Below are 20,394 nucleotides of genomic sequence, written 5' to 3' on the forward strand. Positions count from 1 at the left end.
GAGAGAGAGTGAAGAGCATTGAGCAACAAGACCAATGAGGGCCGCGTCGTCATCGTCACCGGTGCCGGCCAAGGGATCGGGCGCGCACACGCGCACGCTTTCGCCGCCGACGGCGCCAAGGTGGTGGTCAACGACTACGCGGCGGAATCGGCCGCGGCCGTCGTCGACGAGATCAGGGCGGCCGGCGGCGAGGCCGTCGCGGCGGTGGGCGACGTCGCCGACTGGGACACCGGCGCCGCGATCGTCGCGACTGCGATCGATGCCTTCGGCCGTCTCGACGCGCTGGTCAACAACGCGGGATTCCTGCGGGACCGGATGCTGCTCTCGCTGAGTGAGGACGAGTGGGATTCGGTGGTCCGCGTGCACCTCAAGGGGCACTTCGTGATGCTGCGTCATGCCGGAGCGCACTGGCGCGCCCAGGCCAAAGCCGGTGAACGCGTGCAGGCCCGGATCATCAACACCAGCTCGGGAGCCGGCATCTTCGGCTCGGTGGGGCAGGGCAACTACGCCGCCGCCAAGGCCGCCATCGCCGAACTGACGATTCAAGCGGCCGCCGAACTCGGCGGATACGGGGTCACCGTCAACGGCATCGCCCCGGCCGCACGCACTCAGATGACGATGGGTGCGGGCGAGGCGATGGCCGCGCAGATGGCGGCGCCGGAGGACGGCTCCTTCGACGCGATGGATCCCGCGAACATCTCGCCGCTGGTGGTGTGGCTGGGCTCGCCGGCGTCGGCCTCCGTCACCGGGCGGCTCTTCGAGGTCGAGGGCGGCCGCGTCACGGTGCTCGACGGCTGGCAGCGTGCGGCCTCGCGCGACAAGGGCGCGCGCTGGGAGGTCGCGGAGCTGACTCCGGTGGTCGCCGAGCTGATCGACGCTTCACCGGTCCAAGTCAAGGCATACGGCGCCCGCTGAGAGGGCTCGCAGATGTCTGAGACCGCGGAGGGATCGGTCCGCTACGAAGCGTGCGACGGCGTCGCCGTGGTGACGCTGAACCGGCCCGAGGCGCTGAACGCGATCGACGGGGCAGTCGCGACCGGGCTGGGGGAGGCGCTGGAGAGGGCCTCCGCCGATCGCGCGGTGCGGGCGGTGGTGCTCACCGGAGCGGGCCGAGCCTTCTGCGCGGGGGCCGACCTCAAGGCCGTCGCACGCGGTGAGCCGATCATCGACGACACCCATCCGGAGTGGGGGCTGGCGGGGCTGGTGCGGCACTGGACCGACAAGCCGCTCATCGCGGCGGTCAACGGAACGGCGCTCGGCGGCGGGACCGAACTCGCTCTCGCCTGCGATCTCGTGGTCGCCGCCGACTCCGCGGTCTTCGGACTGCCCGAGGTGAAACGCGGACTGATCGCCGGTGGCGGCGGTGTGATCCGGTTGGCGCGGCAGCTTCCGCTCAAGCGGGCCCTGGAGATGATCCTCACCGGCGACGGGGTCGACGCCGCGACCGCCTGCGAGTGGGGACTGGTCAACCGCGTCGTCCCGGCCGCCGAGGTCCTGGACACCGCGCTCGCATTGGCGCACCGGATAGCGGCCAACGCACCGCTGGCGGTACAGCTCAGCAAACGCGCCGTCTACCGGACACATCAGGGCCGGTCGGAGTGGGACCCCGAATGGGGCGCCGAAGAGCCCTGGGCCGTCAATCAGGAGGCCGGGCTCACGGTCCTCGCCTCCGCTGACGCGAGGGAGGGACCGCGCGCGTTCGCCGAGAAGCGCGAACCGGTCTGGCGCGGAGAGTAGGTCTCGGGTATCGGCGGTCCGATCAGTGCCTGACCGGGCATCCGGGCGGTGCGAAGGTGCCCATCCGCTCGATGTCGAAGCCGTTCGGATAGCTCTTGATCCGGGGCAGATCGTGAACATGTCGCGGCCGCCGACGCCGGGGCAGCAGTGAGACCAGCCGGCCCCGGATTCGGAGGCCTGCCCTCGACGCGAACCGCAGCGCGGCGGGCGGACGCCGGTAGCCGAAGGCGTCGAGCAGTGCGTCGTCCATCACCGACAGACTGAAGGCGCCGATCAACGGTCGCAGCGGCGCCGGGTAGAAGGTCTTGAACAGGTCGATCGTCGCGTCGCCGGTGCGGCGGACGCCCGCGGTGCCGCCGGACCGGTAGTGGGCGGCTTCGTACGAGTCCATCAGAGCTGCGAACTCCTCGTAGGTCTCCGGTACGTCCTTGATCGCCATGTGTCTGCCGAGTTGCCGGTAGTACAGCACGGTCGCGCGGATCTCGTCGTCGGTGAGCGGGCGTCTGCCGTAATCGGCGATCCAGCGGACCGGCACGACGACGAAGGTGGCCAGTACGTACCGCATGTCGTCGTTGCTGATCTCGAACATCTTGTGCATCTGGTTGATCCGGTGAATCGCGGCCCTGCCGTCGGTGCTGTCGAAGCCTTTCAGGAGCGGCACCTCGAGCAGGACGGCGGTGTCGTCGTACCGCTTCTGCGGTCGGTCGCGGAACTCGCCGGTCCGGTCGAGGAGGTCGCCGATGCTCGGGACCGCGTACGTCCGGAACAGGGCGAAGCTCAGCGCTTGATTGATGTCCCAGGGGAACTCGTACGTGGCCAGGGCACGGTAGATCTCGTGGAACTCGGTCTCCGGATCCATGCCCGCGGTCCGGGACGGTGTCTGGACCAGCGTCTTGAGTGTCATCGGTCGGCTCCTGCCTGTCGGTGAGCTCACTGTAAGTTGAGTTATAGTTTTGTGCAAGGGGTCACGTCGCAGGTGTGGGAGGCGGGTTCGCATGGTGAAGAAGCAATCGGTGCCGTCCGAGCATGCGCGCAGGCGGTTTCTGGACGCGGGCCTGGAGGTGCTGGGGGAACACGGGCACGCGGGTCTCAAACTGGCGCAGGTCTGCCGGGTCGCCGGCACGACGACGGGCAGCTTCTATCACGCCTTCGCGGACTGGGCCGAGTACAAGTCGGCGCTGATCGACTACTGGCGAGAGGAACACAGCCGCAGACCGATCGGAGACGCGATCGCCGTCGACGACCCCAGGGAGCGGATCGACTTCCTGATCGGCGTCGGCCTCGGGCTCGACCGTGCCTCCGAAGCGGCGATCCGGGTCTGGTCGACCCACGATTCCGGGGTGCGGGCGCACTTGGTGGAGGTCGACCGGGAGCGCGCGGAGGTGATTCGCGAGACGTCGGCCGAGGTCATCGGTGACGCCGACAGGGCGGAGAAGTTCGCGCAGGTGGCCATGTACCTGCTCATCGGCTACCAGATGGGGACGGTCGATTCGCTGGACGCGCTGCGGTTCGGTTTCGAGTCCATGCTGGCCGGCGCAATGGGCGACGGGCCCGGTCCGTCGTGGACCGGGCCCGCCTGAGGGTCTGCAGGGTGCCGCGTCAGGCGCTGGGGGCCCGCACCACCATCGGGACGCCGGGGAACAGCGCTGCCATCTCCGAGCGCGACTTGCGCAGCGCCGCAGTGCCGTAACCGCGCTTGCGTGATTCCGGGCGAATCCAGATGCGGACGTCGACCTCTCCGTCGTTCAGCTCGCCGAAGACGATGCCCACCTTCTGGTCGCCTTCCACGGCCACCAGCCAGACGGCGTCTTCGGCGTCGACGCGGTCGACGCCCTTGGTGATCTCGTCTGCGACGTCCCCGGCCGGCGCGCCCGACCCGTCGCCTGCGACACCCTGTTCGGCGGTGCGTTCGGCGAACAGATCGGCGTCGTCGTCGGCGGAGAAGGGACGGAGGTCGAGGCTGTCGCCCGAACTCGCCGGCCGCTCGGCGAGCGTGAAGGTGATCTCCTCGTTGAGATTGTCGAGTTCGGCCTGGTTGTGGCGCCGCTCGGTCTTGGTGAGCTGGTAGAAGGACATGTTCAGGACCGCTTCCGCGCCCAGTTTCGACTTGCCGAGAAGGTCGGCGATCGCAGTCGCCGCGGCATCGCGATCCTCTGCGTCGACGATCGCGTCGAGTACCTCGTGCCGCCGCTCCATCGCGGTCAACAGCGCGTCGGTGATGTCTCGTCGGGTTGCTGCCTGGTCCAGATCCGTCATATCTCGATACTAGGTCCGATCCCGGCCGAACGGTTGGACTTCTTTTCGCCGGTCGCGATCTCGGCGCTCTTTTCGTGACGGGATCCCGAATCGGAGACGTCTCGAGAGAGTCTGTGCGGCAACAGTTTTCGATCGAGCGCTTCCAGTCAGCTAGAACACGTTCTAGTATTTGCGCACATGGGATCCGAAATGACTGCGGCCGACGCGCTGCGCAACCCCGTCCACCTCGGCGACCTGATGGTCGCGGCCCTGCGCCGTCACCGGGACAAGCCGGTTCTGAAGCTCGGCGACGCCGAACTCACCGGCGGTGAGATGGCCGACCAGATCAGTCGCTACATCCAGGCCTTCGAGGCGGCCGGTGCAGGCACGGGAACAGCCGTCGGGCTGCTCGCACTGAACCGCCCCGAGGTGCTGTTCGTGATCGGAGCGGGCCAGACGCAGGGCTGGCGCCGAACGGCGCTGCACCCGCTCGGGTCGCTCGACGATCACGCCTACGTCCTCGCGGACGCGGGCGTGTCGACGCTGGTCATCGATCCGAATCCGATGTTCGTCGAGCGAGCGGTGGAACTGGTGAAGCGGGTCGACGGGCTCACCCGGGTCCTCACCCTCGGCCCGGTGCCCGCTGAGCTCACCGACATCGGCGTGGACATCGTCGCCGCCGCTCAGGAGTACCCCGTCCGAGAGTTGACCGCCGCGGTGCTCGACCCCGACCACGTCGTCTCGATCACCTACACCGGCGGCACCACCGGAAAGCCCAAGGGCGTCATCGGGACCGCCCGCGCGATGTCGACGATGACGCAGATCCAGCTGGCCGAGTGGGAATGGCCCGAGCGGCCGAAGTTCCTGATGTGCACTCCGCTCTCGCATGCGGGCGCGGCCTTCTTCGTGCCCACCCTCATCAAGGGCGGCACGATGCTGGTCCTGAGCAAGTTCGATCCGGCGCTGGTCCTCGAGACCATCGAGCGGGAGCGGATCACCGCCACCATGCTCGTGCCGTCGATGCTGTACGCCCTGATGGACCACCCGGACTCCCGCACCCGCGATCTCTCGTCCCTTGAAACCGTCTATTACGGCGCGTCGCCGATGAATCCGGTCCGGCTGGCGGAGGCGATCGAGCGGTTCGGGCCGATCTTCGCGCAGTACTACGGCCAGTCCGAGGCGCCGATGGTCATCAGCTACCTGCGCAAAGACGAACACGACAAGGCCCGCCTAGGCAGTTGCGGACGCCCGTCGGCGTTCCTGCGCACCGCCCTGCTCGATTCGGAGGGCAACCGCGTGGCGCGGGGTGAGCCGGGTGAGATCTGCGTGTCCGGTCCGCTGCTGGCCGGCGGTTATCTCGGGCTGCCCGAGCAGACCGCCGAGACCTTCGTCGACGGCTGGCTGCACACCGGCGACGTCGCCCGCGAGGACGAGGACGGCTTCTGGTTCATCGTCGACCGCACCAAGGACATGATCGTCTCCGGCGGATTCAACGTGTTCCCCCGCGAGGTGGAGGACGTGGTCGCCGAGCATCCCGCGGTCGCACAGGTCGGGGTGATCGGCGTGCCGGATGAGAAATGGGGAGAGGCGGTGACCGCGGTGGTGGTCCTGCGCCCCGACGCCGATGCCGGGGACGCGGCGCAGACGCAGATCGCCGCGGACATCCAGGCCGCGGTCAAGGAACGCAAGGGTGCGGTGCAGGCGCCCAAACAGGTCGTGTTCGCCGAATCGCTGCCGTTGACGGCGCTCGGCAAGCCGGACAAGAAGGCCCTGCGCGCGCAGTTCTGGGAGGGTGCCGGCCGCGCCGTCGGATAGTTCGGCGGGAGAGGAGCCGGACGAGTGTGCAGGAATCGTGACAGTTCCGGCGTCGCAGGCCGGGAGACGATGAGCCCGAACCGGCCTCGCCTCTCGGGGCCACCGACAGCGAAAGTCCTGACATGGCTATTCTCCCGAACGGTGTCCGCGTCCGGCTGACGGCTCTTCTCACCGGCCTCGTCCTGCTGACCGCCGGGGTGCCGGGCACGGCACACGCCGGCACCCCGCATCCGCGCTTCCTGCTGACCGCGGGTACCGCGTCCCAGGGGATCAGCGTCCTGCGCGTCCACGACGACGGTGCGCTCACCCCGGTCCCGGGCAGTCCCTTCGCCACCGGTCTCGGGGTGCTGTCGCTCGTGGTGAGTCCGGATGGAGAGAAGGTCTACGTTCCGCACGCACTCGACGGCGGAGTCAGCGGTTACCGGATCTCCGCCAGCGGCCGGCTCACTCCGATCCCCGGTGCCGATGTGAAGGTGGGCGGCGCGCCGACGGCCGCCCGGCTCACGCCCGACGGCAAGTATCTGTACGTGGTTCTCGGCGGCGTCCCCGGCCGGGTGACGTCGTATCGCGTCACCGGCAGCGGCGCGCTGATCGCGACGGGGAAGCCGACCGCGCCGGTCGACGGGTTCAGCATGGTCGGTATGGGCGGCATCGACCCGAGCGGCACCCGGATGCGCGTGGTCAGCTACATCGGCAACACGATGACGAATTACGCCCTCGGCCCGGGCGGCGGCATCCGCCGTCTCGGTGTGACGCGGGTGGGTCTCGGGCCGGTGGCGCCCGGTTACTCGCCCGACGGGCGGTTCCTGTACGTCAGCGACGAGTTCTCCTTGGGACTGTCGGGATTCCGCATCGGCGACGACGGCTCCGTGACACCGACCCCGGGGTCTCCGTACCCCACCGGAGGCGTCCCGCACGGCATCGTCATGACGCCGGACGGCAAGCGCCTGTACGTCCCGAACGCAGTCGGCACATCGATCGCCGCATACAACGCCCACGCCGACGGGCGGCTGACGCCGATCGCGGGCTCGCCCTACCCGGGGCCGGCCGGAACCCTCCCCGGGCAGGTGCTCCTGCACCCGAACGGGCGCTACCTGTACGACATCGACGTGCTGACCGCACGGCTGACCTCGAGGGTGACCACCTATCGGATCGGGGCCGACGGGTCGCTCTCCCGGACGTCCCGACCGGAGGTGGACACCGGCGTGGTCATGTCCGACGGCCCGATCGCCGCGATGACGCCGTGAGCGATCACACCGGTTCGCAGATCACGACCGGGATCTCGCGGTCGGTCCACGCGGCGTACGTGTCGAAGTCCGCGTACATCTCGACTAGCCGCGGCCAGAGTTCGGCGCGTTCGGCGTGGCCCGCGATTCGCGCCAGATAGTTGCGCTCTTCCCGGCCGATCTGGATCCGGACGTTCGGCTCATCGCGCACGTTGTAGTACCAGGCCGGATTGTTCGGCAGTCCGCCCTGCGAGGCGACGAGCACGATCGACTCGCCGTCGCGCAGGAACAGGAGCGGAACGGTGCGCTCCTGTCCCGACTTGCGCCCCGTCGTGGTGAGCAGGCAGACGGGTGTGGGGCGGCGCAGCGCGGCACCGACTCGCCAGGTCCCGCCCAGCCGTCCGCGCGTGAGCCGGTACAGCCGGGTGTTGAGCCGTGAACCGATCCTGATGATCCGCGCGACCACCGGCGAATCGAGTTGGGCCGGTCGGGAGCTCGCCTCCAAATCAGATCCGTTCGATGATGGTCGCGGTCGCCAGCGCGCCGCCGGCGCACATCGTGACGAGCGCGGTCTGCTGGTCGCTGCGCTCGAGTTCGTGCAACGCGGTGGTGAGCAGCCGGGAGCCGGTGCTGCCCACGGGGTGCCCGAGGGCGATGGCGCCGCCGTTGACGTTCACCTTGTCCATGTCGGCACCGTGCACCTGGGCCCAGCTGAGGACGACGGAGGCGAAGGCCTCGTTGATCTCGACCAGATCGATGTCGTTGAGATTCATCCCCGAGCGGGAGAGGACTCGTTCGGTGGCCTGAACGGGTCCGTCGAGGTGGTAGTACGGTTCGGCTCCGACGAGCGCCTGGCTCACCAGCCGGGCCCGCGGACGCAGGCCGAGGGCCTTGGCCTTGTCCTCGTCCATCAGCAGCACGGCCGCCGCGCCGTCGGAGATCTGCGACGAGTTGCCGGCGGTGTGGATGCCGCCCTCGATCACCGCCTTGAGTCCGTTCAGCGACTCGGCCGTGGTGTCGCGCAGACCCTGATCGCGGTTCACCTCGAGGATCTGACCGGTCAGCTCGCCCTCCTTGGTGCGCTCGGGCGCCTTGACCGTGAGGACCTCGCGGTCGAAGCGGCCCTCGTCCCACGCACGCTTGGCCTTGGTCTGCGAGGCGAGCCCGAGTGCGTCGACGTCGGCGCGGGTGATGCCCCGGCGCTTGGCGATCCGCTCGGCGGCGTCGAACTGGTTGGGCATGTCGATGTCCCACGAATCGGGGCGGCGGGGGCCCGCATCCGTGCCGACGTTGGCGCCGAGCGGCACATGTGACATGCATTCGACGCCGCAAGCGATGCCGATGTCGATGGTGCCGGTCGCGATCAGGCCGGCGACCATGTGATTGGCCTGTTGTGCGGATCCGCACTGGCAGTCGATGGTGGTGGCGCCGGTCTGCCACGGTAGGCCCGAGTGCAGCCATGCGGTGCGTGTGACATTGTTGCCCTGCTCGCCGACCTGCATGACGCAGCCGCCGACCACTTGCTCCACCAGGCCCGGATCGATTCCCGCGCGTTCGACGACGCCGCGCTGTGCCGCACCGAGGATCTCCGCCGCATGCAGGCCCGACAGCCAGCCGTTGCGCTTGCCGATCGGAGTACGGACCGCTTCGACGATCACCGGTACACCCATGCCAACTCCTTGTTCGAGAAACGTTTCTCCGTCAAAACTAGAACAAGTTCTTGTTCGCGTCTATCCAGTGTGGCAGAGTGTGAGTTACGCAAATTGTAACGGGTTCTCGTTCCGATCGAGACCGGAGAACATGGCCAGAGAATTGAGGTGATGACGTGACTCAGGCGCAGAGCGTTGAAGCGTCCGGCACGTGTCCGTTCATGCATCAGGAGGGGTGGGATTTCACGAACCCGGACCTCCTGGTCGAGGGTATTCCCGTCAAGGAGTTCGCCGAGCTCCGCAAGACCGCGCCGGTGTGGTGGAACGCTCAGCTGCCCGGCAAGGGCGGCGGCTTCCATGACGGCGGCTACTGGGCCGTCACCAAGCACGAGCACATCCGTGAGATCTCGAAGAACGCCGACGACTGGTCGGCGAACGAGAACGGCGTGATCATCCGCTTCGAGGACGACATGGACCCGGAGCAGCTCGAGGTCACGAAGACCCTGCTGATCAACCACGATCCGCCCGAGCACACGCGCCTGCGCAAGGTGGTCTCCCGTGCGTTCACGCCGAAGGCGGTCCACGCGCTGGAGGAGAAGCTCGACGCCGCCGCGCGAGAGATCGTTCAGAAGGCCGCGGACGAGGGTAAGGGCGACTTCGTCCACCAGGTCGCCGTCGACCTGCCGCTGCTGGCGATCGCCGATCTGCTCGGCGTGCCCGAAGTGGACCGGATGAAGCTCTTCGACTGGTCGAACTCGATGATGAACGCCGATGACCCGGAGTTCACCACGGACCCGCTCACCGCGAACATGGAGATCCTCGGCTACGGCTACAACATGGCCGAGGAGCGCAAGAAGTGCCCGGCCGACGACATCGTCACGCAGCTGATCGAGGCCGATATCGACGGTCACGGTCTCACCGAGGCGGAGTTCGGCTTCTTCTTCATCCTGCTGACGGTCGCGGGCAACGAGACCACCCGCAACGCCATCACGCACGGTATGAACGCCTTCCTGGACAACCCGGATCAGTGGGAGCTGTTCAAGAAGGAGCGTCCGGCCACGGCGGTGGACGAGATCGTCCGGTGGGCGACTCCGGTCAACGTCTTCCAGCGCACGGCCAAGCACGACACCCAGGTCGGCGGCGTCGACATCAAGGCCGGTCAGCGCGTGGGCATGTTCTACGGTTCGGCGAACTACGACGAGGACGTCTTCGAGGATCCGTTCACGTTCAACATCCTGCGCGATCCGAACCCGCACGTCGGCTTCGGCGGCAACGGCACGCACTTCTGCATCGGCGCCAACCTGGCTCGCATGGAGATCAACCTGATGTTCAACGCGCTCGCCGACCTGGTGCCCGACATCACCAAGCTCGAGCAGCCGCGCCGGCTGCGTCACGGCTGGATCAACGGCATCAAGGAACTGCAGGTCGATTATGGGACGAAGTCTTGACCGACACCCAGAACTCTCCCGCGTATCTGAACATCGACCGCGCGAACCATCCGGCGGTACTCGCCGGGCGGCGCTCGCGGGAGGCCGTCGAAGCTCGTGACAAGGCGGCATGGCTGGCGAACTTCGCCGCGAACGGATCCGTCGAGGATCCGGTCGGCCCGTCGATGTTCGACGAGGAAGGGCGGGGTCATCGTGGCGCCGACGGGCTGTCGGCGTTCTGGGACAAGGCGATCGCACCGACCGAGAGCATCGACTTCCAGTTCGAGAAGGAGATCATCTGTGGTCGCGAGGTGGCCTACATCGGCACCATCGTCACCCGGATCGGCGGCCACATCTCCGAGGCCGAAGGCGTGTTCACTTACAAGGCGGACGAGAACGGAGACCTGGAGGCGCTCCGCGCGTTCTGGGAGGTCGAAGCGACGATGAAGTCGTTCCGGCCCCAGTAGGTCTGCGGATGCAGTAACGGGCGAAGAAGTCCCGGCGACCGAGATGGTCGCCGGGACTTCTTCATGTCGAGCCTCGCGGCTGCGCCCGACGGACCCGCGTTCGCCTCGATGCGCTCCGTCGCTTCGCTCCTGCGCTTACTCGACTGGCCCTGAGCGGTGCCCCAGGGCAGTCGAGTAGGACGAGGCGCTAGCCGAGGCCGTATCGAGGCTGACGCCCGTCTCGATGCGCTCCGTCGCTCCGCTCCTGCGCTTACTCGACTGCCCTGGCGGAACGGCCCGCTTACTCGGCTGGCTTGACGGAACGGTCCGCTTACTCGGCTGGCTTGACGGAACGGCCCGCTTACTCGACTGCCCCGGCGGAACGGCCCGCTTGCTCGACGACCCTGAGCGGGTGCCCCAGGGCAGCCGAGTAGGACGAGGCGCTAGCCGAGGACGTATCGAGGCCGCCTCGCTGCTGGAATCAACGGCCGTTCAGCTGTCGGCGCCGACCTTCCCCGGGAGCCTTGTCCGCGGAGACCGCCTTGAGGAGGTGGGTGTCGACGGCCAGCACTCCCTGCTTGGCGAAACCGACGGCCAGCAGGCCGGCGATCAGGCCCAGGACCAGTTCGTAACCGCCGTCCGAGGCCCAGAAGCCCGCGTCGATGTGGGCGATGAAGATCGCGCCGATCATGTCGACGATCAGGATCACCGACACCACCGGAACCGCGAGGCCCACGATCAGCAGGCCGCCTCCGATCAATTCGGCCAGCGCGGCGAGCCAGGCGCTCACACCGGGGACCGGCGCGCCCATCATCTCGAAGTTGGCCTTGACTCCGTCCATGCCGAACGTGAAGAACTTCTGCCAGCCGTGGGCGAAGAAGATGACGCCGAGGATGATCCGGGCGATGCTGACGGCCAGGCCCTGGCCCTGCTTGAAGTAGGTCATGGTCGAGGTGACTCCTTGTGGGATCGTTCTGTTCTCGCCCACCGAGATGTGTGGGGTCCCCGGAATTCGATCACTTACTTTTCGTAAGCGCAAAAGGTCAGAGCTAGTATCTAGGCATGATCCCGTTCGACGTCTTCGCGAAGCAGTGCCCGTCCCGGGAGGTGTTCTCGCACGTCACCGGCCGCTGGGGAGCTCTCGTGCTGGGCAAGCTGAAGACCGTTCCGCAGCGTTTCTGTGAATTGCGTGAGCAGGTGGAGGGCATCAGCGACCGGATGCTGACGCAGACGTTGAAGACACTGACGAACGACGGCCTCGTCGTGCGGACGATGTCCGACGAGAGGCCGTCGCACCCGGAGTACTCGCTGACCGACTCCGGGGTGGAGGTGGCGCGCGCGGTGCGCGCCCTGGTGGAGGCTGTTCAGAACAACATGCCCGCGCAGGCGTACGTCTGACCCCCGCGCGGCGCGGCTAGGGCTTGTCCGCGCCGAGCAGCCACATCGAGAAGTACTGTGAGCCGCCGCCATAGGCGTGGCCGAAGGCCTTGCGGACATCGGGCACCTGGTGATCGCCGCCCTTGCCCATCACCTGGATCGCCGCCTCAGCGCACCGGATCATGCCCGAGGCGCCGATCGGGTTCGACGACAGCACGCCGCCGGACGCGTTGACGGGGAGCTTCCCGCCGATCTCGGTCTCTCCCGCCTCGGTGAGCTTCCAGCCCTCGTACTCCGGCATGAAGCCGAGGTTCTCCAGCCACATCGGCTCGAACCAAGAGAAGGGCACGTAGATCTCGGCCGTGTCCACCTCTTCGAGCGGATTGGTGATCCCGGCGGCCTTCCACAATGCGGCCGAGGCGTCGCGTCCGGCCTGCGGGCTGACCACATTGCGGTGCGAGTACGAGAGCGGCTCGGTGCGCATGGCGGTCGCGTGCACCCACGCCACGGGGCGTCCTTCGGCGATCGCATCGTCCGCGGATCGCTCGTCGCCGAGCACCACCGCGCACGCTCCGTCGGACGACGGGCACGTCTCGTCGAAACGGATCGGATCCCACAGCATCTGCGAGGCCATCACCTTCTCGACGGTGATATCGGGCTGGTGCAGATGCGCGAGCGGGTTCTTCGCGCCGTTGCGGCGGTCCTTGGCGGCGACCATCGCGCCGATGTGCGCCGGCGCCTTCGAATTGTTGATGTAGGCGCGCACGTGCGGGGCGAAGAACCCGCCCGCACCGGCGCCGACCGGCATCGTGAACGGCACCGGGATCGAGAGCGCCCACATGGCGTTCGACTCCGACTGCTTCTCCCAGGAGACGGCCAGCACGCGTCCGTGGACGCCGCTGCTGACCAGGGAGGAGCCCACGATCGCGGTGGACGCTCCCACCGAGCCCGCGGTGTGCACGCGGATCAGTCGTTTGCCGACCGCGCCGATGGCCTCGGCCATCGCCAGCTCCGGCATCATCGAGCCCTCGAAGAGATCGGGCGCCTTGCCGATCACGATGGCGTCGATGTCGTCGATCGAGACGTGGGCGTCGGCGAGTGCACGGTCGATCGCCTCGCGGACCATGCCCGCCATCGTCACGTCGGTGCGCTTGGCGACGTACTTGGTCTGGCCGGTTCCGAGGACGGCGACGCGATTGCGGCCCATCAGTTCTCTCCTCCTGCGAGTGTGACGACCATGTTCTGCTGCAACAGCGGTCCGCTGGTCGCGTGAGCGACCGCGGTGCGCGCGTTGCCCGCGAGGATCTCGTGCGCGGCGTAGCCGATGCGCTGAAGACCCACGGAGAACAGGGCGTTTCCGGTCAGGGCGCCGCCCGACGGGTTGATTCTGGTGCGAGCGCCGAGCCCGAGTTCGCGCGCGACGATCAGTTCCTGATGCGTGTAGGCGGCGTGGATCTCGGCGACGTCCACATCGCGCGAGCGGTCGCCGAACGCGGTGTTCGCGGCGAGTTCGGTGGACGGCGACCGCGTCAGGTCGCGTGCACCGAAATTGGGTGTGTCGATGCGGTGATCCCAGCCGGTCACCCACGCCGGGTTCGCGACCAGCTCACGGGCGCGGGCCTCGGAGGCCAACACCACGGCGGCACCGGCGTCGGCGTACGGCGCGATGTCGTGAGCGCGGAGCGGATCGGCGACGTAGTCGGCGGCCAGCAGTTCCTCGACCGAGGCTCCGGTGGTGCGCGCGGCGACCGCCGCCATGTCGGCCTCGGTCCAGGCGCCTGAATCCAGGCCTGCGCGAGCCTGCAGGCCCGCGAGCGACCGGGCGTCCGGCCACAGCGGAGCCACCGTGTAGGGGTCTGTCTGCATCGCGAGCGTACGGTCGGAGTCGCCTGCCGAGGCCTTGCCGAATCCGTAGGCCAGTGCGACGTCGACCTCGCCGGTCGCGATCTTGACCCACGCCTCGTACAGAGCCCAGGCTCCGTCCATCTCGACGTGCGACTCGTTGATCGGCGGAACGGCGCCGATGGCGTCGATCGCGGAGATGAAGGAGAACGCGCGGCCGGCCAGGTAGTCCGACGATCCACTGCACCAGAAGTCGATGTCGGTGCGGCTGATGCCCAGATCGGCGTACAGCTTCTGGAAACAGGGGATCAGCATCTCGACGCCGTTGGTGGTGCCGGTCGATGCGGGGTCGTTGGTGCTGTGCGCGAATCCCACGACTGCGATGCGCGGGAGTGTGCTGTTGCTCATGTGAATAGCTCCTTCCCGCTCAGAGGTGATTCCGGTACGCGTCGAAGTCGGCGTCCGGTTCGCCGCTCGGGGCGAAGTGGCTGATATTGCGCATGGTGTAGTCCCATTCGGCCTCGGGACGCCATACGGCCTTGACCCGCATGCCCATGCGTACCTCTTCCGCGGGGCAGTCGAGGATCAGGTGCAGGAACGGGATGTCGGCGCCGTCGAGCAGAACGTAGGCGGCGACGTAGGGCGGCTTGATCTGCTGCCCCAGGAAGGGCACGTTCACGATGCAGAAAGTGGTGACGGTGCCGGTGTCGGGCAGCTCCACCCGCTCGACGGTCGGGCTGCCGTCGGCCGGGCTCACGTACCGGGGTGGGAAGTACACCTCGCCGGTACGCACCCGACCGCCGATGAGACGGCCTGCCTTGAGGCCCTCGAGGTACCAGCTCTCGGACTCCGCGGCCGAATGCATGATGTCGGTGGTGATCGGCGTGGTGATGATGACGTCGCCCGCGTCGTCGACGATCATCTCGCCGGTCGCCTCCGGTGCGGTCTCCGGTGTCTCACCCAGGCTGAAGTGGGCGATGTCGGTGATCGCTCCGCTGCGCGCCGCATGCCACACGGCGTGGACGCGTGCGCCGACGCTCATCTGCGACGGCTCGTCGGCGTCCACCACGTGCAGCAGCGCGGTGTCGGCGCCGTCGAGCCTGATGAGGGCGAAGGCGAACGGCCGGTCGAGGATCTGGCCGTCGAGCGGCTCCGGCTGCCAGGACCAGCTCTCGACCGTGCCGACCGGCGCGACCTCCACAAGCGAGGTCGTCGGCTCCCCGGAGGAGGGGTCGAACTCGGCGGGAGGAACCGTGACGCGGCCGTCGGAGCCGCGGCTTCCGACGATGCGGCCGTCGCGCAGGGCGAGGGCGAACTGCGACAGGACCGGTCCGAGCGAGCGTGTGTAGGCGAAGGTGTTGGTCAGCTTCGCGGACAGGATTCGTGACTCGGGTGCGGGGACCTGCACCTCGGGAGTCGGGTGGGTTGCACTATTGGACACCACCAAAGTAGAACACGTTCTAGTATGTGTCGCAAGGGTTCGACGGAAGGGTTCTCGCGTGAAACTTGGCCTACAACTGGGGTATTGGAGTGCGCAACCGCCGCTGGGCGTACCGGAGATGTTGGTGGCCGCGGAGGAGTCGGGATTCGACTCGGTGTTCACCGCGGAGTCCTGGGGATCGGATGCATACACCCCGCTGGCCTGGTGGGGAGCGACCACCGAGACCCTGCGGCTCGGCACGGCGGTGGCCCAGCTGTCGGCGCGGCCGCCCACCACCCTGGCCATGGCGGCCTTGACCCTCGACCATCTCTCGGGCGGCAGGCACATCATCGGTCTCGGCGTCTCCGGGCCGCAGGTGGTGGAGGGCTGGTACGGGCAGTCGTTCGGCAAGCCGTTGGCGCGCACCCGCGAATACGTGCGGATCGTCCGCGACGTGCTGGCGCGCGAGGGCGCCGTGGTCAGCGACGGACCCCACTACCCGCTGCCGCGGCGGGAGGGCGAGGGGGTCACCGGTCTGGGGAAGCCGCTCAAGCCGATCACCCATCCGCTGCGCGCGGACATCCCGATCTGGCTGGGAGCCGAAGGTCCCAAGAACGTCGCGCAGACCGCCGAGATCGCCGACGGCTGGCTCGCGATCTTCTACACGCCGCGGCTCGCGGGCATGTACGACGAGTGGCTCGACGAGGGCTTCGCCCGTCCCGGCGCGCGCCGATCGCGTGCCGACTTCGAGATCTCGGCGACCGTTCAGTGTGTGATCACCGACGACGTCGCCGCGGCGATCGACCGCTATCGGCCGTCGACCGCGCTCTACGTCGGCGGGATGGGGGCGGCGGAGAAGAACTTTCACGCCGACCTCTATCGGCGCATGGGGTACGGCCAGGCGGTCGACGACATCGGCCGGCTGTTCCGGTCCGGCCGCAAGGAGGAGGCGCTTGCCGCGGTGCCCGACGAAATGGTCCGCGAGACGATGCTGGTCGGCACCGCCGACGAGGTGCGCGAACAGATCGGGTTGTGGGAGGCCGCAGGGGTCACCACGCTGATGGTGACCGCGCGCGATGTGCAGACCGTGCGAGCACTCGGCGAACTGGTCTAGCGACGCAGCGGCGAGCGGTTCAGGGCGCGACCACCACGCCGCCGCAGCTGCGCGCGGGTATCGCCCAGAGTGCGTTGCGGTTCACCGTGCTCAGCCGCAACTGCACTCTGCCGGGCCCGAAGGTGCTGCGGGGGAGGCTGAAATTGTGCACCCCGGTGTTCGGCGGCCGCACCTGGCTGTGGTCGATCATCGTGCCCTTCCGCCCGGTCTGCAGGTTGTGCCAGTCCAGGCGGGCCACCGAGTCGTATCCGACCCCGATCCAGAGGCTGCCGTAGTCGATCTGGATGTACGTGGTCCCGGCGTACTCGGAGACGATCGCGCGGAAGGGCCGGTAGGGCATGTCGACGATGTTCGGGCTGACGTTGAGGCAGCCGTGGAGCGGGTACTCGCGTGTCACGGCGCCGGCGCTTCCCGCCCCGGCGAGAAGCGACGAGACGACGGCAGCGGCGGCGACCGCCGCGGCGAGGACACGGGTCCGGAGTGAACGACGATGTGTCGGCAGGGTGGGCATGAGCTTCTCCTCGGCGGGCTCGTCGCGTGGCTTCGTACTCGGTATGTCGACGCCGAGGGGGCGATCTGTTAGCCGGATCACAGAATCGGTGAGCCCCGGGCGTCAGGTCTCGCGGTCGGACGGGAACGAGACCTCGGCGACCACGACGTGGCCGTTCGCCAGTCTGCGCGGGTGCCGAGTCCGGACGCCGACGTCGTCGGCGATCGATTTCAGATCGCGATCGGAGACGACGGTGAATCCGAAATCCTCCAGCAGGTCGCGCATCGCCGCCGGTCTCCAGGCCGAGACATGGCGTTCCTCGCCCATCGGATCGGGCCGCCCGGCGATCGCGAAGACCGTCTTGAGCGCATAGTGCGCCGGACGGCTCACCGTGTGGCGTTGCGGATAGGTCGCTATCAGCTGAGATCCCGGGGCCGAGCGTTCGGCGACGTCCGCGAGGGTGGCACGGACCTGGTCCGTCGTGAGATACGGCAGCACGCCCTCCCAGATCCACGTGGTGGGGAGTTCGGAGCGATGACCGGCTGATTCCAGGGCGCCGGTGAGACTGTCGGTGCCGAACTCGACCGGGACGAAGGTGAGTTCCTCGGTGACCGGCTCCAGATTCCGGACGCGCCTGCGCTTGTCGGCCTGCGATGCGGGGCGGTCCACCTCGAAGACGGTGGTCTGCGGCAGCTTTCGCATCCGCCAGGCCCGGGCGTCCAGACCCGCTCCGAGGACGACGAGTTGGCTGTGCCGCCGCTCGCGCACGGCGTCGTCGATCGCGACGGTGCGCGCCGCCAGGATCTCCACCGTCGCCGTCAGCAGTTCATAGGCCGGACGGTCGCGCCAGTGTCTCGGGGACGGCCCGCGTGCCGTCTCGACCTCTCTGCGCTCGTCGTCGTCGAGCAGGTCGATGGCGATGGGATCGCTGAACCGTCCGATCGCGATGCGCCCGTCCGCGACGGCGCGCGCCTGGCAGACCAGGACGGCGGTGCGGCTCGCTTTCGGCATGGCAACGACCGTAGGCCGGGACGGACCGATGGGCAACGCAGCCTCTCCTACTCGCCGGTGAACACCGGCTTCTCGCGGTTGGCGAAGGCGCGCGGGCCGATCTTGGCGTCCTTGGACGCGAAGACCTTGGCGCCGAGTTCGGCGTCTATCTTGAAGGCCTCCTCCTCGTGCAGGCCCTCGCTGTCCCGAATGGTCTTGAGGATGGCCTGGACTGCGAGCGGGCCGTTGGCCGCGATCTGGTCGGCGATCTCGAGAGCCTTGTCCAGCGCCGTGCCGTCCGGAACCACGTGGCCCACGAGTCCGTACTCCTTGGCCTCGGCGGCGGTGATGTGACGGCCGGTCAGGAGGATGTCGGCCGCCACGGTGTAGGGGATCTGGCGGACCAGCCGGACGGCGCTGCCGCCGAGCGGGAACAGGCCCCACTTGGCTTCGGAGACACCGAACTTCGCGCTCTCGGCGGCGACGCGGATGTCGGTGCCCTGGAGGATCTCGGTTCCGCCGGCGATCGCCGGGCCCTCGACCGCGGCGATCAACGGCTTCGACAGCCGACGTCCCTTGAGCAGTGCGGGGAGCCGCGTGAGGTCCCATCCGCCTTTCGCGAAGGAGTCGCCCGGTGCCGACTGGTTCATGGCCTTGAGGTCGGCGCCCGCGCAGAAGTAGCCGCCCGCTCCGGTCAGGATCGCGACCCGGATATCCGGATCGTCGTCCACCTGGTCCCACGCCTGCTCCATGATCCGCATCATCGGACCCGACAGTGCGTTGCGCGCCTCGGGTCGGTTCATCGTCACGATCAGCACGTGGCCGCGCTTCTCGACGAGGCACTCCGGTGCGGCGGCGGTGGTGGCGGCAGCGCTTTCTGGGGACATGTTTCCTCCTGGCCCGACGTTTTCCTTGCCGCGAACAGTAACACGTTCTAGTTTTGACGCATGGCCTTCACTGTCGCGGACCTCTTCGAGCACGCCGTGGACCTCATGCCCGACCGCGTGGCGCTGGAATCAGGCGACCGCTCGCTGACCTACGCCGAGCTCGATCGCCGGGCCAACGCGCTGGCGCACCGGCTGCGGTCGCTCGGCGTGGCACCCGGCGACGCGGTGGGCCTGTACAGCAGAAACACCATCGAAGCAGTCGAGTCGATGATCGCGATCTTCAAGGCGCGGGCAGTGATGGTGAACGTCAACTACCGCTACGTGGAGAACGAGCTGGAGCACATCTTCACCGATTCGCAGATGACGGTGCTGATCCATGAACGCCAGTACGCCACGAAGGTCTGCAACGTGTTATCGAATGCGACCACCGACATCACCGCGCGCATCGTCGTCGAAGACGGATCCGACGCGCCTGCCGAGTGTTCGGACGCGGCCGGCGTCGCGGTCGTCGGATACGAGGCGGCGATCGCCGAGTCGTCGTCGGAACGGGACTTCGAGGAGCGGTCGGACGACGATCTCTACCTGCTCTACACGGGCGGCACGACGGGAAAGCCGAAGGGCGTCGTCTGGCGTCAGGAGGACGTGTGGCGGGTGCTCGGGGGCGGGATCGACTGGTACACCGGACGGCCTGTCGAGGACGAATGGGAGCACGCACGGACCGGATCGCAGGGCGGCCAGCTGGTGCGCTTCCCGATTCCGCCGTTCATCCACGGCGGCAGCCAGTGGGCGGTGTTCCAGTCCCTGTTCGCCGGCGGGAAGGCGGTGGTCTACCCGGATTTCGACGCCGCCGAGGTGTGGAAGGCGGTGCAACGGCACGGTGTGAACGTCGTGTTCATCACCGGCGACGCGATGGGCCGGCCGATGATCGAAGAACTCGAGAAGGGTGGCTACGACACCTCGACAGTGGTGTCGGTGGCCTCGTCCGCGGCCCTGTTCTCGGCGTCGATCAAGGACCGCTACCTGGAGCGTCTGCCGAACGCGGTCATCGTCGACGCGATCGGATCGTCGGAGACCGGCTTCGGCGGCATGGGAGTGGCGGTGAAGGGTCAGAGCCGGGTCGGTGCGCCGACGGTGAAGGCCGACCCGAGCGCTCACGTCCTCGCCGAGGACGGTCGCCGTCTGGAGCCGGGCAGCGGGGAGGTGGGGCGCCTGGCGCGGTCGGGCCACATTCCGCTGCGCTACCACAACGATCCGGTCAAGTCGGCCGAGACCTTCGTCGTCTACGACGGTGTCCGCTACTCCATGCCGGGCGACTTCGCGACCATCGAGGCCGACGGCACGATCACGATGCTCGGCCGCGGGTCGATGTCGATCAACACCGGCGGCGAGAAGGTCTTCCCCGAGGAGGTCGAGGCCGCACTCAAGGGTCATCCGGACGTCTTCGACGCAGTCGTGGTGGGCGTGGCGGACGATCGCTTCGGGCAGCGGGTCGCGGCCGTGCTGCAGACCCGCGACGGGGTCCGGCCGGACCTGGTGACCCTCAACGAGGCCGTCCGCGCCGAACTCGCGGGGTACAAGTGCCCGCGGAGCGTGTGGTTCGTCGACGAGGTGAAGCGCTCACCCGCGGGCAAACCCGACTATCGGTGGGCGCGCGAGGTGACCGGCTCCCGCGAAGCCGACCACGCTCTTTGAACCCGTGACTCCCATCCCTTCTACGACCATCGCCTCTACGACCATCT

The 20,394-nt window shown here is 68.1% G+C and carries 21 protein-coding genes; 10 read left to right on the forward strand and 11 right to left on the reverse strand.

Annotated features, from left to right (window positions below; genetic code table 11):
* The first annotated feature begins 18 nt into the window (after positions 1-18).
* Both GSI01S_RS00140 and GSI01S_RS00145 read left to right on the forward strand, forming a co-directional pair.
* Positions 19-915: an SDR family oxidoreductase gene (locus GSI01S_RS00140; RefSeq protein ID WP_006894201.1), complete on the forward strand. Its 897-nt coding sequence runs from the start codon at positions 19-21 to the stop codon at positions 913-915.
* 12 nt (positions 916-927) lie between these two features.
* Positions 928-1,737 carry a crotonase/enoyl-CoA hydratase family protein gene (locus tag GSI01S_RS00145; protein WP_006894202.1) on the forward strand — a complete coding sequence of 270 codons (810 nt, stop codon included), beginning with the start codon at positions 928-930 and terminating at the stop codon, positions 1,735-1,737.
* A gap of 22 nt (positions 1,738-1,759) precedes the next feature.
* On the opposite strand, the gene GSI01S_RS00150 is transcribed toward GSI01S_RS00145, so the two are convergent.
* Entirely contained in the window at positions 1,760-2,641 is an 882-nt protein-coding gene (locus GSI01S_RS00150; RefSeq protein ID WP_006894203.1) for an oxygenase MpaB family protein, read from the reverse strand.
* A 91-nt stretch (positions 2,642-2,732) separates the two neighbouring features.
* On the opposite strand from GSI01S_RS00150, the gene GSI01S_RS00155 reads away from it, so the two are divergent.
* Positions 2,733-3,317, forward strand: coding sequence for a TetR/AcrR family transcriptional regulator (locus GSI01S_RS00155; protein WP_006894204.1), 585 nt, complete (start codon positions 2,733-2,735; stop codon positions 3,315-3,317).
* A gap of 19 nt (positions 3,318-3,336) precedes the next feature.
* Here the strand turns inward: GSI01S_RS00155 and GSI01S_RS00160 are convergent, their stop codons facing one another.
* Positions 3,337-3,993 carry a GNAT family N-acetyltransferase gene (locus GSI01S_RS00160; protein WP_006894206.1) on the reverse strand — a complete coding sequence of 219 codons (657 nt, stop codon included), beginning with the start codon at positions 3,991-3,993 and terminating at the stop codon, positions 3,337-3,339.
* 189 nt (positions 3,994-4,182) lie between these two features.
* Between GSI01S_RS00160 and fadD8 the strand changes: the two genes are divergently transcribed.
* Both fadD8 and GSI01S_RS00170 read left to right on the forward strand, forming a co-directional pair.
* A complete protein-coding gene (gene fadD8 / locus GSI01S_RS00165) occupies positions 4,183-5,787 on the forward strand; it encodes a fatty-acid--CoA ligase FadD8 (protein WP_006894207.1) in 1,605 nt (534 codons plus the stop codon).
* Between the two features lie 122 nt (positions 5,788-5,909).
* A complete protein-coding gene (locus tag GSI01S_RS00170; RefSeq protein ID WP_006894208.1) occupies positions 5,910-7,034 on the forward strand; it encodes a lactonase family protein in 1,125 nt (374 codons plus the stop codon).
* Between the two features lie 4 nt (positions 7,035-7,038).
* Here GSI01S_RS00170 and GSI01S_RS00175 read toward each other — a convergent pair whose 3' ends face one another.
* Positions 7,039-7,518, reverse strand: coding sequence for a nitroreductase family deazaflavin-dependent oxidoreductase (locus GSI01S_RS00175; RefSeq protein ID WP_006894209.1), 480 nt, complete (start codon positions 7,516-7,518; stop codon positions 7,039-7,041).
* A 1-nt stretch (position 7,519) separates the two neighbouring features.
* Positions 7,520-8,683: a steroid 3-ketoacyl-CoA thiolase gene (locus tag GSI01S_RS00180; protein WP_006894210.1), complete on the reverse strand. Its 1,164-nt coding sequence runs from the start codon at positions 8,681-8,683 to the stop codon at positions 7,520-7,522.
* A 200-nt stretch (positions 8,684-8,883) separates the two neighbouring features.
* Here GSI01S_RS00180 and GSI01S_RS00185 point away from each other — a divergent pair, with 200 nt between their 5' ends.
* Entirely contained in the window at positions 8,884-10,110 is a 1,227-nt protein-coding gene (locus GSI01S_RS00185) for a cytochrome P450 (RefSeq protein WP_081598037.1), read from the forward strand.
* Positions 10,107-10,556, forward strand: coding sequence for a nuclear transport factor 2 family protein (locus GSI01S_RS00190; RefSeq protein ID WP_006894212.1), 450 nt, complete (start codon positions 10,107-10,109; stop codon positions 10,554-10,556). Before GSI01S_RS00185 ends, GSI01S_RS00190 begins: the two co-directional genes overlap by 4 nt.
* Before the next feature lie 460 nt (positions 10,557-11,016).
* On the opposite strand, the gene GSI01S_RS00195 is transcribed toward GSI01S_RS00190, so the two are convergent.
* Complete coding sequence (locus GSI01S_RS00195; RefSeq protein WP_006894213.1) at positions 11,017-11,481, reverse strand: DoxX family protein; 465 nt, start codon at positions 11,479-11,481, stop codon at positions 11,017-11,019.
* 116 nt (positions 11,482-11,597) lie between these two features.
* Here GSI01S_RS00195 and GSI01S_RS00200 point away from each other — a divergent pair, with 116 nt between their 5' ends.
* Positions 11,598-11,933, forward strand: coding sequence for a winged helix-turn-helix transcriptional regulator (locus GSI01S_RS00200; RefSeq protein ID WP_006894215.1), 336 nt, complete (start codon positions 11,598-11,600; stop codon positions 11,931-11,933).
* 16 nt (positions 11,934-11,949) lie between these two features.
* Here the strand turns inward: GSI01S_RS00200 and GSI01S_RS00205 are convergent, their stop codons facing one another.
* The 3 genes from GSI01S_RS00205 to GSI01S_RS00215 are packed head-to-tail and all read right to left on the reverse strand — an operon-like array spanning position 11,950 to position 15,198.
* On the reverse strand, positions 11,950-13,119 hold the full coding sequence (locus GSI01S_RS00205; RefSeq protein ID WP_006894216.1) for a thiolase family protein: 1,170 nt from the start codon (positions 13,117-13,119) through the stop codon (positions 11,950-11,952).
* On the reverse strand, positions 13,119-14,162 hold the full coding sequence (locus GSI01S_RS00210) for a thiolase family protein (protein WP_006894219.1): 1,044 nt from the start codon (positions 14,160-14,162) through the stop codon (positions 13,119-13,121). Before GSI01S_RS00210 ends, GSI01S_RS00205 begins: the two co-directional genes overlap by 1 nt.
* 19 nt (positions 14,163-14,181) lie before the next feature.
* The gene (locus GSI01S_RS00215; RefSeq protein ID WP_006894220.1) at positions 14,182-15,198 is read right to left on the reverse strand and encodes a Zn-ribbon domain-containing OB-fold protein; all 1,017 of its coding nucleotides are present in this window, start codon (positions 15,196-15,198) and stop codon (positions 14,182-14,184) included.
* A gap of 55 nt (positions 15,199-15,253) precedes the next feature.
* Between GSI01S_RS00215 and GSI01S_RS00220 the strand changes: the two genes are divergently transcribed.
* On the forward strand, positions 15,254-16,288 hold the full coding sequence (locus GSI01S_RS00220) for an LLM class F420-dependent oxidoreductase (protein WP_006894221.1): 1,035 nt from the start codon (positions 15,254-15,256) through the stop codon (positions 16,286-16,288).
* Between the two features lie 19 nt (positions 16,289-16,307).
* Here GSI01S_RS00220 and GSI01S_RS00225 read toward each other — a convergent pair whose 3' ends face one another.
* The 3 genes from GSI01S_RS00225 to GSI01S_RS00235 all read right to left on the reverse strand — a co-directional run bounded on the left by GSI01S_RS00225 (position 16,308) and on the right by GSI01S_RS00235 (position 18,655).
* On the reverse strand, positions 16,308-16,799 hold the full coding sequence (locus GSI01S_RS00225; RefSeq protein ID WP_006894222.1) for a hypothetical protein: 492 nt from the start codon (positions 16,797-16,799) through the stop codon (positions 16,308-16,310).
* A 102-nt stretch (positions 16,800-16,901) separates the two neighbouring features.
* Positions 16,902-17,789 carry a class I SAM-dependent methyltransferase gene (locus GSI01S_RS00230; RefSeq protein ID WP_006894223.1) on the reverse strand — a complete coding sequence of 296 codons (888 nt, stop codon included), beginning with the start codon at positions 17,787-17,789 and terminating at the stop codon, positions 16,902-16,904.
* Positions 17,790-17,836: 47 nt separating this feature from the next.
* The gene (locus tag GSI01S_RS00235) at positions 17,837-18,655 is read right to left on the reverse strand and encodes a crotonase/enoyl-CoA hydratase family protein (protein ID WP_006894224.1); all 819 of its coding nucleotides are present in this window, start codon (positions 18,653-18,655) and stop codon (positions 17,837-17,839) included.
* 60 nt (positions 18,656-18,715) lie between these two features.
* On the opposite strand from GSI01S_RS00235, the gene GSI01S_RS00240 reads away from it, so the two are divergent.
* Positions 18,716-20,347 carry an acyl-CoA synthetase gene (locus GSI01S_RS00240; RefSeq protein WP_006894225.1) on the forward strand — a complete coding sequence of 544 codons (1,632 nt, stop codon included), beginning with the start codon at positions 18,716-18,718 and terminating at the stop codon, positions 20,345-20,347.
* Positions 20,348-20,394 lie beyond the last annotated feature (47 nt).

This window comes from Gordonia sihwensis NBRC 108236 (assembly GCF_000333035.1).
GTDB lineage: Bacteria > Actinomycetota > Actinomycetes > Mycobacteriales > Mycobacteriaceae > Gordonia > Gordonia sihwensis.